The 15,590-nt window shown below is 66.3% G+C and carries 10 protein-coding genes; all 10 read right to left on the bottom strand.

Annotated features, from left to right (window positions below; translation table 11 throughout):
• Positions 1-357: a 50S ribosomal protein L23 gene (gene rplW, locus ACOGI9_RS02980; RefSeq protein WP_419858412.1), complete on the bottom strand. Its 357-nt coding sequence runs from the start codon at positions 355-357 to the stop codon at positions 1-3.
• A complete protein-coding gene (gene rplD, locus ACOGI9_RS02975) occupies positions 354-989 on the bottom strand; it encodes a 50S ribosomal protein L4 (RefSeq protein ID WP_419858411.1) in 636 nt (211 codons plus the stop codon). The genes rplW and rplD overlap by 4 nt, the downstream gene beginning before the upstream one ends.
• Positions 986-1,609, bottom strand: a complete 624-nt coding sequence (gene rplC / locus ACOGI9_RS02970) for a 50S ribosomal protein L3 (protein ID WP_419858410.1) — start codon at positions 1,607-1,609, stop codon at positions 986-988. The genes rplD and rplC overlap by 4 nt, the downstream gene beginning before the upstream one ends.
• Before the next feature lie 4 nt (positions 1,610-1,613).
• Positions 1,614-1,922: a 30S ribosomal protein S10 gene (rpsJ, locus tag ACOGI9_RS02965; RefSeq protein ID WP_310756558.1), complete on the bottom strand. Its 309-nt coding sequence runs from the start codon at positions 1,920-1,922 to the stop codon at positions 1,614-1,616.
• Positions 1,923-1,956: 34 nt separating this feature from the next.
• A complete protein-coding gene (gene tuf / locus ACOGI9_RS02960) occupies positions 1,957-3,150 on the bottom strand; it encodes an elongation factor Tu (RefSeq protein ID WP_419858402.1) in 1,194 nt (397 codons plus the stop codon).
• A gap of 58 nt (positions 3,151-3,208) precedes the next feature.
• Positions 3,209-5,305 (bottom strand): elongation factor G, encoded by a 2,097-nt coding sequence (gene fusA, locus ACOGI9_RS02955; protein WP_419858409.1) that lies wholly within the window; start codon positions 5,303-5,305, stop codon positions 3,209-3,211.
• A gap of 52 nt (positions 5,306-5,357) precedes the next feature.
• On the bottom strand, positions 5,358-5,828 hold the full coding sequence (gene rpsG, locus ACOGI9_RS02950) for a 30S ribosomal protein S7 (RefSeq protein WP_310782657.1): 471 nt from the start codon (positions 5,826-5,828) through the stop codon (positions 5,358-5,360).
• A gap of 103 nt (positions 5,829-5,931) precedes the next feature.
• Positions 5,932-6,303, bottom strand: coding sequence for a 30S ribosomal protein S12 (gene rpsL, locus ACOGI9_RS02945; RefSeq protein ID WP_310779551.1), 372 nt, complete (start codon positions 6,301-6,303; stop codon positions 5,932-5,934).
• Between the two features lie 239 nt (positions 6,304-6,542).
• Positions 6,543-10,796, bottom strand: a complete 4,254-nt coding sequence (rpoC, locus tag ACOGI9_RS02940; RefSeq protein WP_419858408.1) for a DNA-directed RNA polymerase subunit beta' — start codon at positions 10,794-10,796, stop codon at positions 6,543-6,545.
• 19 nt (positions 10,797-10,815) lie between these two features.
• The gene (gene rpoB / locus ACOGI9_RS02935) at positions 10,816-15,360 is read right to left on the bottom strand and encodes a DNA-directed RNA polymerase subunit beta (protein ID WP_419859226.1); all 4,545 of its coding nucleotides are present in this window, start codon (positions 15,358-15,360) and stop codon (positions 10,816-10,818) included.
• Positions 15,361-15,590 lie beyond the last annotated feature (230 nt).

Genomic DNA, 15,590 nt, shown 5'->3' with positions numbered 1-15,590 from the left:
TCAGGCTCCCTCCAGCACGTCGACGGGACCATCCGCGACCTCGATGATCGCTTTCTTCCAGTGCGGCCTGCGGCCCATCGTGCGCCCCATGCGCTTCATCTTCCCCCGCACGTTCATCGTGCGCACGGAGGTGACTCGCCGCCCCTCGAAGATCGCCTCGAAGGCGCGGCGAATCTCGATCTTGTTCGCGTCCGGCGCCACCTCGAAGGTGTACTTGGGACGCGGTTCCACCTCGCCGCGGTCGATCCGCGCCTGGAGGCGCCGTCCGACGCCGTCGGTCCCCTCGGACTGAAGGCTCGTGGACGTCTTCTCCGTGAAGAGCGGACGCAGGATGATCTCGTTCGGCGAGCGCCTCATGCCTCACCTTCCCCGGCGGAGTCTCCCGCCGCATCGAAGACGGACGATTCGACGAGTACCAGGTCCGACCAGAGGATGTCGTACGCCGACGCCTCCCCCCAGGGGAGCACGCGCACGCCCGGCAGATTTCTGGCCGAAAGGTGGACGTCCGGCTTGTGACCCGCCGTAAGGAGCAGGACGTTCTCCGAACCGCGGCCGATGCTGGCCAGCAGAGCGGCGACGCGCCGGGTCTTCGGCGAATCGAAGTCCAGCGGCTCGATGAGCGCGAGATCGCCGTTCATGGCTCTCGTATTGAGTGCGGAACGGATGGCCAGCCGACGGATCCGCTTCGGGACGCGCACGCGATAGGAGCGCGGCTGCGGGCCGAAGACGACCGAGCCGCCGCGCCACAGCGCCGAACGGATCGAGCCGGCCCGGGCGCGTCCCGTCCCCTTCTGCCGCCAGGGCTTCCGCGACCCTCCGCGAACGGTCGAGCGGGTCTTCGTCGACGCGGTCCCCTGCCGCCGGTTCGCCAGCACGGCGGTGACGACCTGGTGGAGCACATCTTCGTTGACCACGCCGTCGAACGGGGTCTCGGGCAGGGCCCGCTCGGCCCCTGCCGCACCGTCGGAGCCGTACGTCGCGACTTTCATCGGCCCGGCCTCACCATGACGAGGTTGTTTCGCCCGCCCGGGACGGAACCCTGCACGATCAGGAGGTTCTTTTCCGCGTCGACCCGGATGATCTTCCGGCTCATCGCCATGCGCTGCGTTCCCCCCATGCGGCCCGCCATCTTTCGCCCCTTGATCACGCGCGACGGGTCCGTGCCGGCCCCGATCGAGCCGGGCGCCCGGAGAATGGACGTTCCGCCGTGGGAACCGCGACCACCGCCGAAGCCGTGCCGCTTCACGACGCCCTGGAACCCGCGACCCTTGGTCGTTCCCGTCACGTTCACCCGCGATCCGACATCGAACATGTCGACCGTGAGTTCCTGGCCGAGCTCGAGCTCTTCGCCCTCGAAGTCGAACTCCGCGAGGACGCGCGGCACGTAGTCGAGTCCGGCGCGCGCGGCGTGGCCCGCGGCCGGTTTCCGCGTGCGCCCCTCCTTCACGCGGCCGAAGCCCAGCTGCACGGCCTCGTATCCGTCGCGCTCGACGGTCTTGATCTGGACGACCGCACAGGGTCCGACTTCCAGCACGGTGACACCGACGGCCTTCCCGTCGTCGTCGAAGATCTGCGTCATGCCGATTTTTCGGCCGATCAACCCGGGCATCTCGCTACTCGACTTTGATTTCCACATCGACGCCGGCCGCGAGATCCAACTTCGTCAGCGCGTCGATCGTCTGCGGACGGGAGTCATGGATATCGATGAGCCGTTTGTGCGTCTTCAGTTCGAACTGTTCCCGCGACTTCTTGTCCACATGCGGACTCCGCAGCACCGTGAACAACTGACGGCGCGTCGGAAGCGGGATCGGCCCGCTGACGGACGCACCGGTCTTCTGCGCGGTCCGAACGATGTCCGCCGCCGTCTGGTCGATCACGGCTGGATCGAAGGCCTTCAGCCGAATCCGAATCTTCTGCGCCATATCTTTGCGCCGTCTCGTTTTCCTGGGCTGTCCGCTAGTCGTGGATGGCGGTGACGACTCCGGCGCCCACCGTCCGGCCTCCCTCGCGGATCGCGAACCGGAGGTTCTCCTCCATCGCGATCGGCGCGATCAGCTCCACCGCCATGTTCACATTGTCACCCGGCATCACCATCTCCACCCCCTCGGGCAGCTCCGCCGAGCCCGTCACGTCCGTCGTCCGGAAGTAGAACTGCGGACGGTACCCGTTGAAGAACGGCGTATGACGGCCCCCCTCGTTCTTCGTCAGCACGTACACCTCCGCCGAAAACTTCCGGTGAGGCGTGATCGACTGAGGGTGCGCGACCACCATCCCGCGCTCCACCTCCGTCTTCGCCACCCCCCGAAGCAGGAGCCCCGCGTTGTCGCCCGCCTGGCCCTCGTCCAGGATCTTCCGGAACATCTCCACTCCCGTCACCACCGTCTTCTTCTCCGAGCCCAGGCCCACCAACTCCACGCCCTCGCCCGTCTTCACCACCCCGCGCTCGATCCGGCCCGTCACCACCGTCCCCCGGCCCGTGATCGTGAACACGTCCTCCACGGGCATCAGGAACGGCTTGTCCGTCGCACGCTCCGGAACCGGGATGTAGCTGTCCAGCGCGTCCATCAGCTCCCCGATGCACGCCGTCTCCGGAGCCCCCGGATCCCCGCTCTCCAACGCATGAAGCGCCGAGCCCCGTACCACCGGCACGTCGTCGCCCGGAAACTCGTACTCGCTCAGCAACTCCCGAACCTCCAGCTCCACCAGGTCCAGCAACTCCTCGTCGTCGACCTGGTCCACCTTGTTCAAAAACACCACGATGTACGGCACGTTCACCTGGCGGGCCAGCAATATGTGCTCCCGCGTCTGCGGCATCGGCCCGTCCGCCGCCGACACCACCACGATCGCCCCGTCCATCTGCGCCGCGCCCGTGATCATGTTCTTCACGTAGTCCGCGTGTCCCGGACAGTCCACGTGCGCGTAGTGTCGTCCCTCCGACTCGTATTCCACGTGCGCCGTCGCGATCGTGATCCCCCGCTCCCGCTCCTCGGGAGCCTTGTCGATCTGATCGAACGCCACGTACTCCCCGTATCCCTTCTGAGCCTGTACCTGCGTGATCGCAGCCGTCAGCGTCGTCTTCCCGTGGTCCACGTGTCCGATCGTCCCCACGTTCACGTGCGGCTTCGTTCGCTCGAACTTTTCCTTCGCCATCGCCCCTCGTTCTCCTGTGTCTCGTCTGCGGCCTGCTCGCGGACCGGCTCTTCGCCGTCTACGAGCCGTTGGCGGAGACGATCTCCGCCGTCTTGGAGCCCGGAACTTCCTCGTAGTGCGAAAACTGCATGGTGTAGACCGCGCGACCCTGGCTGATCGAGCGCAGGGAGGTCGCGTAGCCGAACATCTCCGACAGCGGCACCGACGCCCCGACGACCTGGGCGGACGAACGCTGCGTCATGCCGCCGATCTTGCCCCTCCGGCTGGAGAGGTCTCCCATCACGTCCCCGAGATAGTCGTCGGGTGTTACGACCTCCACGTTCATGACGGGCTCGAGCAATACCGGCTGCGCCTTGCGCGCACCTTCCTTGAGCGCGATCGAGCCCGCGATCTTGAAGGCCATCTCGCTGGAATCGACCTCATGGTACGAGCCGTCGATCAGGGTGGCCTTGATGTCGATGATCGGGTAGCCCGCGACGATCCCGGAGTCCAGCGCCTCGCGAATCCCCTGTTCGACCGAGAGCACGTACTCGCGGGGCACGTTTCCGCCCCGGATCTCGGAGTCGAAGATGAAGCCGCCGCCGGGATCCGTGGGCTCGAGGTTGATGATCACGTGCCCGAACTGCCCGCGGCCGCCGGACTGCCGCACGAAGCGGCCTTCCACCTTGCGGACGGCCTTGCGGATCGTCTCGCGATAGGCCACCTGCGGACGGCCGACGTTCGCGTTGACCCTGAACTCGCGCTGGAGCCGGTCGACGATGATCTCGAGATGGAGTTCGCCCATCCCGCTGATGATGGTCTGCCCGGTCTCCTCGTCGGTGTAGACGCGGAATGTCGGGTCTTCCTCGGCCAGCTTCGCGAGCGCCCCCGACAACTTCTCCTGATCCGCCTTCGTCCGGGGCTCGATCGCCACCCGGATCACGGGTTCGGGGAAGCTCATCGACTCGAGCACGATCGGGTCGGTCGCCGACGAGAGCGTGTCTCCCGTCCGCGTATGCTTGAGCCCGATCGCGGCCGCGATGTCGCCGGCGAACACCTCGTCGCGCTCCTCCCGCTTGTTCGCGTGCATCTGGAGCAGCCGCCCGAAGCGCTCCTTCCGTCCCCTGGACGAATTCAGCGCCTTCGAGCCGGCCTTCGCCGTCCCGGAATAGACCCTGAAGTAGGTCAGGCGCCCCACGTACGGATCGGTCGCGATCTTGAACGCGAGAGCCGCGAACGGCGCCCCTTCGTCGGCCGCACGCTCCACCTCCGTCTCATCCTGCTGCGGGAGGCGGCCGGTGACGGGAGGGACATCGAGGGGAGAGGGGAGGAAGTCGATCACGGCGTCGAGCAGGCGCTGTACGCCCTTGTTCTTGAAGGCGGAGCCACACAGGATCGGCGTGATCCCGTTGGCCAGCGTTGCCTTTCGCACCGCGCCGCGGATTTCGTCCTCGGTGAGTTCTTCCCCTTCGAGGTACTTCTCGAGGGCGGGTTCGTCGTATTCGACCGCGGCCTCGATGAGGGCGCTCCGCAGCTCCGCCACCTGGTCCACGAGGGCGTCCGGCACGGGGCCTTCGGTCCAGCGCGCGCCCAGGGATTCATCGTCGTAGACGACCTTGACCTCGCGAATGAGGTCGACCATGCCCGTATAGAGTTCACCCTCGCCGAGAGGGATCTGGAGCGGCTGCGCGTTCGCGCCCAGGCGGTCGCGCATCATCCGGACGACGTTCATGAAGTCGGCGCCGACGCGGTCCATCTTGTTGACGAACGCGATGCGCGGCACACCGTACTTGTCGGCCTGCCGCCATACCGTCTCGGACTGCGGCTCCACGCCGCCGACGGCGCAGAAGAGGGCCACGGCGCCGTCGAGCACGCGGAGGCTGCGCTCCACCTCCACCGTGAAGTCGACGTGCCCCGGCGTGTCGATGATGTTGATGCGGTAGGGTTCGCCTTCGTGCGTCCAGTTACAGGTGGTGGCGGCCGACGTAATCGTGATGCCGCGTTCCTGCTCCTGTTCCATCCAGTCCATCGTCGCGTCGCCATGATGCACTTCGCCCAGGCGATGCGTCCGGCCGGTATAGAACAGCACCCGTTCGGTCGTCGTCGTCTTTCCGGCATCGATGTGCGCCATGATGCCGATATTCCGAAGCCGCTCGAGCGGCGTTCTTCTCTCCATGAGTCGATCTATTGATCTCTATCTGTCGAGCCTCGGGTGCCGGACGGACTCATTACCAGCGGTAGTGCGCGAACGCCTTGTTCGCGTCCGCCATCCGGTGCACGTCCTCCTTCTTCCTCACCGCGCCCCCGTCGCCGCGAGCGGCGTCGAGCAGTTCACCGGCGAGGCGCTGCGCCATCGTCTTGCCGGAGCGGGCGCGCGAGTACTGCACGAGCCACCGGCGTGCGAGCGAGTCGCGCCGCCGGTACGACACTTCCATCGGGACCTGGTACGTCGCGCCGCCCACGCGCCGGCTGCGGACCTCGAGGATGGGCTTCGCGTTCTGCAGCGCCTGCCGGAACACGTTCATCGCCGGCTGCCCCGTCTTCATCTCGATGTTCTGCATCGCATCGTAGAAGATCTGCTCGGCGAGGGACTTCTTTCCGTCGAGCATCAGCATGTTGATGAACTTTGTGACCTCCGTGCTCCCGTATCGGGAGTCCGGAATCACCTCACGCTGTTCGGCACGGTTTCGTCGCGGCATCTCGTTTCGCCATATCCGGCTCCGGGTTCATCCGGAGACTTCGCAATAAAGCCCGGCCACGGACTCCGAGGCCGGGCCCAAACGGTGTTCGGCCCGCTGCCAGCTACTTTCTCTTCTTGGAACCGTACTTCGACCGGCCCTGGTTCCTGTCGTCCACGCCCGACGCGTCGAGGGTTCCGCGGATGATGTGATACCGCACACCCGGCAGATCCTTCACCCGTCCGCCCCGGATCAGCACGATGCTGTGTTCCTGGAGGTTGTGGCCCTCGCCTCCGATATACGCGGTGACTTCGTATCCGTTCGTGAGTCGCACGCGGGCGACCTTCCGCAGGGCCGAATTCGGCTTCTTCGGCGTCGTGGTGTACACGCGCGTGCACACGCCGCGCTTCTGGGGGTTTCCCTCCAGCGCCGGCGCCTTGCTCTTCTTTCGGACCTTTCTTCGGCCCTTGCGGACCAACTGATTGATGGTCGGCATTCCCGCTCCATCGCTCCCTTCGGCCGCACCGGTGCGCCGATCACCGAACTCGGGGCCCGGCCGTTGGGGGTAAAAAAATCGGGGACGGATCCGAACCGCCCCCGCGGCGACTGCCGACCGGTCGGTCGACAGACAAGAGAGAGTAGTCTTGAGGCCTCTCCGTGTCAAGCAACTTCCGTCGCCGAGAGGGGGCGCGGAAATCCCGTAAACGCACCCCCTGCTTCGGCGTCGGACGGACGTCAGGTCGTCATGACCGCGCCCTCCTCGGCCACCGCGGCCTCGTCCTCCTCGGCCTGGTCCCGCAGGTCCGAGAAGAGACTCCGGGGCATCTCCTCGGGCACGACCCGGCGCCGCATGGAATCGATCTGCGCCTTCAGCGCGTCGTCGACGAGGAATTCGATATCGGAGAATCGGTGCGTCCCCGTACCCGCCGGGACCAGATGCCCGATGATGATGTTCTCCTTGAGCCCCCTGAGGCGGTCCTTCGCTCCACGCACGGCGGCGTCCGTAAGCACGCGCGTCGTCTCCTGGAAGGAGGCCGCGCTGATGAACGACTCCGTGGTGAGGCTCGACTTCGTGATTCCGAGCAGGACCGGCTCCGCCCGCGGGGGCTTGCCTCCACTCTCGAGGACCGCGCGCGTCGCATCGCGGAACTCCATCCGGTCCACGTGCTCGCCTTCGAGGAATTCCGTGCCGCCCGGATCCGTGATACGGACCTTCTGCAGCATCTGGCGCACGATCACGGCGATGTGCTTGTCGTTGATCCGCACGCCCTGCAGGCGGTAGACCTCCTGGATCTCGTTGAGCAGGTACTCCTGCACGGCCCGGGGTCCCCGGACCCGCAGGATGTCGTGCGGGTTCACCGGACCCTCGGACAGCCGGTCGCCCGCACGCACGAGATCACCTTCGTGCACGCGAAGGTGCTTGCCGACGGGGATCTGATACACCATCTCCTCGCCGTCGTCCATGGTCACCAGGATCTCGCGCTTCCCGCGCTTGATCCCGCCGAACGAGACCCGCCCGTCGACCTCGGTAATCGTCGCGGGATCCTTCGGCCTCCGCGCCTCGAACAGCTCGGCGACCCGCGGCAATCCACCGGTGATGTCGCGGGTCTTGTAGGCCTCGCGACTGATCTTGGCGAGCGTCTCCCCCGCGTTCACGGCCTGTCCGTCCTGCACGAGCAGTTGCGTACCGACCGGCACGATGAACTCGCGCAGCTTGGCGCCCTTTCCGGTCACGATGTTGATGACGGGGTGGAGCTTCTTCTCCCGGTCGTCGATGATGACCTGCTGACGCCGTCCCGTCGCTTCGTCGAGTTCCTCGCGGACCGTCTCCTCCGGCACGATGTCCGTGAACCGGATCTTCCCCTTCTTGTCCGCAACGATGGGTTCGGAGTACGGGTCCCAGCCGAAGAGCAGATCCCCGTGCACCACATCGGTGTCGTCCTCCACGAAGAGCGTTGCCCCGTAGGGGATGGCGAGCCGCGAGAGGATGCGGTCGTCCGGCGTCTTCATGAGGAGTTCGCCCTCGCGGCTCGTGACGATCGTGTCTCCCGACGGACTCGTGACGGTCGTCACGCGCTCGAACGCGATCCGGCCTTCGAGCTTGGAGCGCCGCTGGGTCTGCGCCGCGATACGGGCCGCCGTCCCACCGATATGGAAGGTTCTGAGCGTGAGCTGCGTCCCCGGTTCGCCGATCGACTGCGCGGCGAGGATTCCCGCCGCCTCTCCCAGATCGACGAGTTCCATCGTCGCGAGATTGCGGCCGTAGCACTGCTGGCAGATGCCCCGCCGGGACTCGCAGGTGAGGACGGACCGGATGCGGACCTGCTGGACACCGCTCTCATCGATGGCGCGTGCCCGCGCCTCCGTGATCATGTCTCCGGCCTCGACGATGACTTCGTCGTCGATGGGGTCGATCACGGCTTCGGCCGCGATGGTGCCGGCGACGCGACCCGGCAGCGGCTCGATGATGTCCTCGCCCTCCTTGAGCGCCGTGACGTCGAGCCCGAGGATCGTGTTGCAGTCCTCCTCGATGATCGTGACATCCTGCGCCACGTCGACGAGCCGGCGCGTGAGGTAGCCGGCGTCCGCCGTCTTGAGCGCCGTGTCGGCGAGCCCCTTCCGGGCGCCGTGCGTCGAGATGAAGTACTCGAGCACGCTGAGGCCCTCCCTGAAGTTGGAACGGATCGGGCTCTCGATGATCTCGCCGATGCCGCCGGTCAGCTTCTTCTGGGGCTTGGCCATCAGACCCCGCATTCCCGCGAGCTGACGGATCTGGTCGCGGGAACCCCGGGCGCCCGAGTCGAACATCATGAAGATCGGATTGAAGCCGTGTCTCGATTGCTGGAGCCCGCGGACCATCGCGTCGGCGACATCGTTGTTCGCGTGGGTCCAGGCATCGATCACCTTGTTGTACCGCTCCCCGAAGGAGATCACGCCGCGGTGGTACGCCTTCGTGAACCGGTTCACGTCGTCCTGGGCCTCGCCGAGGATATCCTGCTTCTCGGCCGGGATCTCCATGTCGTCGAGGCCGATGGAAACGCCGGCCTTCGTCGCGTGTCGGAACCCGAAGTCCTTGAGTTGATCGAGGAACGCCGTCGTGTCCTCGAGTCCCGCGAGACGGAACGACCGGAAAACGAGGTCTCCCAACGCCCCTTTGCCCAGCGTCTCGTTCACGTACGGCACCCGGGAGGGCAGGATCGCGTTGAAGAGGGCGCGTCCGACGCTGGTCACGATCCACTTCCCCTCGATCCGGCCCTCATCGGCCTCCTCTTCGACGAGCAGCCGGATCGGCAGGTGGTAGTCCGGCGTCCCCGCCGGCGAGCGCAGATATCCCGCCTCGAGCGCCATTTCAACCTGATCCGCGTTCGCGAAGTGGGGGAGATCCGACCCCGCCCCATGCTCGTCGAAGTCCGGCCGGACCTTCGTCATGTAGTAGCAGCCGAGGACCATGTCCTGGGACGGCGACGCGATCGGCCGCCCGTTCGCGGGCTTCAGGATGTTGTTGCTCGACAGCATGAGGATCCGCGCCTCGAGCTGCGATTCGAACGACAGCGGCACGTGGACCGCCATCTGGTCGCCGTCGAAGTCCGCGTTGAACGCCGCGCACACGAGCGGGTGAATGCGGATGGCCTTCCCCTCCACGAGCACCGGCTCGAAGGCCTGGATGCCCAGCCGGTGGAGCGTCGGGGCCCGGTTCAGGAGGACGGGGTGATCCTTGATGATGTCCTCGAGGACCTCGTAGACCGTCGGGTCGTCGAGTTCGACGAGCTTCTTGGCGCGCTTCACCGTCTCGGCGTGCAGCCGCCGCTCGAGTTCGTGGATGATGAACGGCTTGAACAGCTCGACGGCCATCTTCTTCGGCAGCCCGCACTGGTGCAGCCGGAGTTCCGGACCCACGACGATGACCGACCGGCCGGAGTAGTCGACGCGCTTTCCGAGCAGATTCTGCCGGAACCGGCCCTGCTTGCCCTTGAGCATGTCCGACAGCGACTTGAGCGGGCGCTTGCCCCTTCCGCGAATCGCCTTGCCGCGCCGCCCGTTGTCGAACAGCGCGTCGACCGCCTCCTGGAGCATGCGCTTCTCGTTGCGCAGGATCACCTCCGGCGCGCGCATTTCCAGCAGTTTCTTGAGCCGGTTGTTCCGATTGATCACGCGACGGTAGAGATCGTTGAGGTCCGATGTCGCGAATCGTCCGCCGTCCAGCGGCACGAGGGGACGCAGATCCGGCGGAATCACCGGAATCACGTCCATGATCATGTGCTCGGGGCTGTTCCGCTTGGAGACCTCGTCGTCGCTGTTGCGGATCGCGTCGATCACCTTGAGCCGCTTGAGCTTCTTCTTCTTCCGGTGCTTCGAGGTCTCATGCACGACCTCGTAGCGCAGCTGCTCGGCGAGTTCGTCGACATCCAGCTGGCCGAGCAGCGTCCGGATCCCTTCCGCCCCGATTTCGGCGCGGAATTCGGTGTCCCCCTCCTCGCGCGCCTTGTCCGTCAGGTCCCAGTACTCATCCTCTTCCAGAACCTGCTTGAACTCGACGTCCTGCCGGCCGGGCTCGGTGACGACGTGCGCGGCGTAGTAGATGACCTTCTCGAGATCCCGCAGCTTCATCCCGAGCAGGTAGCCCATCTGGGAAGGAAGGGTCTTGAAGAACCAGATATGGGCCACGGGCACCGCGAGTTCGATGTGCCCCATCCGCTCGCGACGAACCTTCGAGAGCGTGACCTCGACCCCGCACTTGTCGCATATGTGGCCGCGGTACCGGATCCGCTTGAACTTCCCGCAGTGGCACTCCCAGTCCTTGACCGGCCCGAAGATGCGCTCGCAGAAGAGGCCGTCGCGCTCCGGCTTGAACGACCGGTAGTTGATCGTCTCCGGCTTCGTGACCTCTCCGTGGCTCCACGAACGGATCTCCTCGGGCGAGGCGAGCTTGATCTGAATCCAGTCGAACTCGGACGAACCCGCACTGCGATTTCGCGGAAAATCGATCATCTGTCACCCTCTTGTTTCGCTAGAACAGCGGCTCCGACTCGTCGCCGCCGAGCGTCACGCTCAGCCCCAGCGCCTGCAGTTCCTTGACGAGCACGTTGAAGCTCTCGGGCACCCCCGGCTTGGGCAGGTTGTCGCCCTTCACGATCGCCTCGTACACGCGGCTCCGTCCCGTCACGTCATCCGACTTCACGGTCAGCATCTCCTGCAGCGTGTGCGCCGCGCCGTAGGCTTCCAGCGCCCACACTTCCATCTCGCCGAAGCGCTGCCCCCCGAACTGCGCCTTGCCGGCCAGCGGCTGCTGCGTGACGAGGCTGTACGGACCGATGGAGCGCGCGTGGATCTTGTCGTCGACGAGGTGCGAGAGCTTCATCATGTAGATCTCGCCGACCGCGATATCCGCCACGAACTCTTCGCCCGTGCGGCCGTCGCGCAGCCTCATCTTGCCGTTTGGACGCAGCCCCGCGCGCTCCATGAGTTCGACGACGGCCGCGTCCAGGCCCGAGGTGATCCTGCGCTGCCCGGAGAGCGCGGCGGTCTTCGGCCAGCCCTCGGACTCCAGCTTCGCCGCCGTCGTCGCGCCGGAGATGTCGCGCACGGCCCCGAGGACGAACGAGGCCAGGCTCCGCAGGTACGAGGCGAGTTCGCCTCGTCCCCCGAGATAGGCGTCGAGCGTTCGTCCGAGACTCGCCGGGTCCGAAACGCGGTCGTCTCCTTCGCGGGCCTGGATCTCGTTGACGAGCGCTTGAATCGTCCGGTAGGACAGTTCGGGCGGTTCCACCTCCGACCCGAGCGTACGAGCCGCCCAGTAGGCGCCCCCGATCTTCAGGAGGGCGCCGATCTCATGCTCCGTCGCTCCCTGGAAGACGGGCGTATTCGCCTCGAAGCCGAGCGCCCGGGCCGCCCAGCCCAGCGTGGTCTCGAGAATCTGTCCCACGTTCATCCGGCTCGGCACGCCGAGTGGATTGAGCACGATATCGATGGACTGTCCGTCGGGAAGAACCGGCATGTCCTCTTCGGGAACCACGCGGGCGATGATGCCCTTGTTCCCGTGCCGGCCGGCCATCTTGTCTCCCACGGAGATCTTTCGCTTCTCCGCCAGGTAGACCTTCACGAGCTGGACGACGCCCGGGGACAGCTCGTCGGGCTGGAAGATCTTGTCGATTCCCTCTTCCGTGCGCTCGCGTATCCGTTCCACTCGCGCGCGAGCCTCGGCCTCCACGCGGCGGATCAGGTCGTTCGACTTCTCCGTCTTCACCTTCAGCGTCGAAAGGTCGACCTCCCCGAGGTCGACGCTCCGAAGCTTCGTCTTCGTCAGCTTCGTGCCCTCGGCGAACAGCGGTTCGAGGGAGCCCCGGCCGAGACACAGCACCACCGTCTCGCCCTCGAGCAGTTCGAGGATCTCCTCGTCCCGCGCTTCCATCACCCGGGCGATCTCCTCGCGCTCGCTCTCGCGCAGTTCGGCGATGCGCTCGCCGTGCTCCCGTTCGAGCAGCGGGTCGTCGATTCGCCTCGAGAAGATCTTGACGTCGATCACGGTCCCTTCGACGCCGGGGGGGACGCGCAGCGAACTGTCCTTCACATCCTTCGCCTTCTCCCCGAAGATCGCCGTCAGCAGCTTTTCCTCGGGCGAAAGCTCGGTCTCCCCCTTCGGCGTGATCTTGCCCACGAGGATGTCTCCCGAGCGGACCGCCGCGCCGATGCGGACGATCCCGCGATCGTCGAGGTCGACGAGCGCTTCCTCGGCCACGTTCGGGATCTCGCGCGTGATCTCCTCCATCCCGCGTTTCGTGTCGCGGACGTGGAGTTCGAGTTCCTGGATGTGGACCGACGTGTAGACGTCCCCCTTGACCAGCTTCTCGCTGATCACGATGGCGTCCTCGAAATTGTGTCCGAACCAGGGCATGAAAGCGACGAGCGCGTTACGTCCGAGCGCGAGCGAGCCGCCATCCGTGCCGGCTCCGTCCGCAACCACATCGCCCGTTTCCACGCGGTCGCCGACCCGGACGATCGGCCTCTGGTTGATCGCCGTGTCCTGATTCGTGCGCCAGAACTTCCTGAGTCGATAGGAGTCGTACTGCGTGAGCCGGGCGAGGGGGACTTCGCCGGCCGCCCGTCGGGGCTTGCCGGTATCGACCTCGACCTCGTCCGCCGTGACCCGCGTCACGGTCCCGGCGCGGCGCGCAAGCACGACCGCACCGGAGTCCCGGGCCACCTTGCCTTCCAGACCCGTGCCCACGAGGGGACGTTCCGGGAAGAGAAGCGGCACGGCCTGCCGCTGCATGTTCGATCCCATCAGCGCCCGGTTCGCGTCATCGTGCTCGAGGAACGGAATGAGCGCGGGCGACACGGCCACCAGCTGGTCGGGCGCGACGTCCATGAAGTCGATTTCGTCCGGCGGCAGCAGCGGATAGTCGTCGCGGCGCCGGCAGAGGACGAGCGAGCGGGCGAACGTCCCGTCGGGGTTGAGTTCGGCGTTCGCCTGCGCGACCGAGTATTCCTCCTCTTCGCTCGCCGAGAGCCAGACGATTTCGTCCTGCGAGACCCGTTCGTTGACCACCCTGCGGTAGGGAGTCTCGAGGAAGCCCAGCTCGTTCAGCCGGGAGTACGTGGTCACGGAAGTGATGAGGCCGATGTTCGGGCCTTCCGGCGTCTCGATCGGACACATCCGCCCGTAGTGCGAGTAGTGCACGTCCCGGACTTCGAAACCCGCGCGCTCCCGCGTCAGCCCGCCCGGACCCAGCGCGCTCAGGCGCCGCTTGTGCGTGAGTTCCGAGAGCGGGTTCGTCTGGTCCATGAACTGGCTGAGCTGCGAACTCCCGAAGAAAGCCTGGATGACGGCGCTTACCGTACGCGCGTTCACGAGATCGTCGATGGAGATCTTCTCGGGGTCGCTGTTGATCGACATCCGCTCGCGGACCAGGCGGGCCATGCGCGACAGTCCGACGGAAAACTGGTTCGCGATGAGTTCTCCGATGGACCGCACGCGGCGGTTCCCGAGATGGTCGATGTCGTCCGTGTATCCGCGGCCTTCGTGCAGTTCGACCAGGTAGCGGATGATCGCCACGAAGTCGGACGGATCCAGCACCACGAGATCGCCCGAGGGGATCTCGAGGCCGAGCAGCCGATACACATCCTTGAGCCGGTGGTTGATCTTGTGCCGTCCCACCCGGCCCAGGTCGTACCGCTTGGGGTTGAAGAAGAGCCGATCGAGCGCGCCCCGGGCCGTCGCCAGGTTCGGCGCTTCGCCGGGCCGGACGAGAGAGTAGATCGAGTGCAGCGCGGCCGCCTCGCTCCCCGTCGGGTCCTTCGCCAGCGTGTTGCGCAGGAGCGGCGACTCTCCGCGGGGCCCGCCCGTGAACACGAGGGCCTCGCGAGCCTTCTCCGCCTTGAGCTTCGCGAACAGGCTCGAATCGAAGCGCGCCCCCTTCTCGGCCAGGACCTCTCCGGTGTCCTCCGCGATGACGTCGGCGGCGAGCTGCGGACTCGAACTCCAGTCGCGGCGCATCGCGAGATCCTCATAGGTCCCGCGCAGCGGGACGAAGGTCGCGCTGGAGTAGACCTCGACCTCCGACACGCCCGCGCGCACGAGGCGCTCGAGGGCTTCTTCGCTCAACAGCTCCCCGCGGCGCACGATGAAGGCATCTTCCTCCTCGAACGCCTCGACGCTCGTGATCTCCCGGTCGAGGATGCGCTGCACCAGCTCCGCGTCGAGCCGGTCGCCGAGGGCCGCAACCGGCTCCCCGCCATCGGCGCCCGGCAGGTCGTCCGCCAGCCAGTGCGGGGCGTCCGCGGCGGGCTCGTAGCCACGCAGTTCCAGCGCCTCGGGATCCTCCCCGAAATCGGGGTTCGCGATGCTCCGGGCCACCAGCGTGCCCGTCACCTCGCGGTGCGCCGACGACTCGTCCTCATCCTCCGCGTCGATCCGGACGAGCCGGCGTCGGCAGAAGCACTCGAGGATGTCCACGTCCCGCCCGTAGCCGAACGCCCGCAACAGGGCGGTGGCCGGGAATTTCTTCTTCTTGTCGATGTGGACGTGGATCACGTCGTGGATGTCGAGCGTGAACTCGACCCAGGACCCGCGGAACGGGATGATGCGGGACGAGAAAAGACGCGTGCCGTTGGGGTGCAGCGTCTCCTCGAACACGACGCCGGGGGAACGGTGAAGCTGGCTCACGATGACCCGCTCCGCTCCGTTCACGACGAACGTTCCCTGCTCCGTCAGGAGCGGCAGATCTCCCAGATAGACTTCCTTCTCCAGGATATCGCCCGGGCGCTTTTCGTCGTCCTTCCCGACCGTCTCGAAGATGACCAGCCGGAGCCGCGCCTTCAGCGGCGCGGAGTAGGTCATGTCGCGCTCGATGCACTCCTCGACCTCGTACTTCGGCTCTCCGAGAGAGTAGCTGACGAACTCCAGCGAGAAGTTCTCGTTGACGTCCGTAATCGGGAAGATCTCCCGAAAAACGCGTTCGAGACCGAGGTCCCGGCGCTCCTCTTCCTTCGTCTTCGATTGCAGCAGACGCTCGAACGCCTCGCGCTGCACATCCAGGAAATGCGGCATGTGCATCGGGCGGGCGAGCTTGTCGAACGAGACCGCGGGTCTGCCGTTGACCGTCAAATCGTACCTCCCGCGGGGAACCCCGCGAGTACATGGGAGATGCGGAAATACCGGGCACCGCCCGCAAGCGGTTGCGCCGGTTCGTGCACGGTGTGAGGTCGGACCCCTGCGTCATCGGCCCGGCTGCGGTCCCTCCGCAGTCCGGAGCCGATCGGATGATCGACGCCGGGGCGTGCCAC

The sequence above is a fragment of the Candidatus Palauibacter irciniicola genome (assembly GCF_965208695.1).
In the GTDB taxonomy this organism is placed as follows: Bacteria; Gemmatimonadota; Gemmatimonadetes; order Palauibacterales; family Palauibacteraceae; genus Palauibacter; species Palauibacter irciniicola.
Note: the sequence above shows the minus strand (reverse complement) of the source record. Positions and strands in the feature narration are given on the sequence as shown.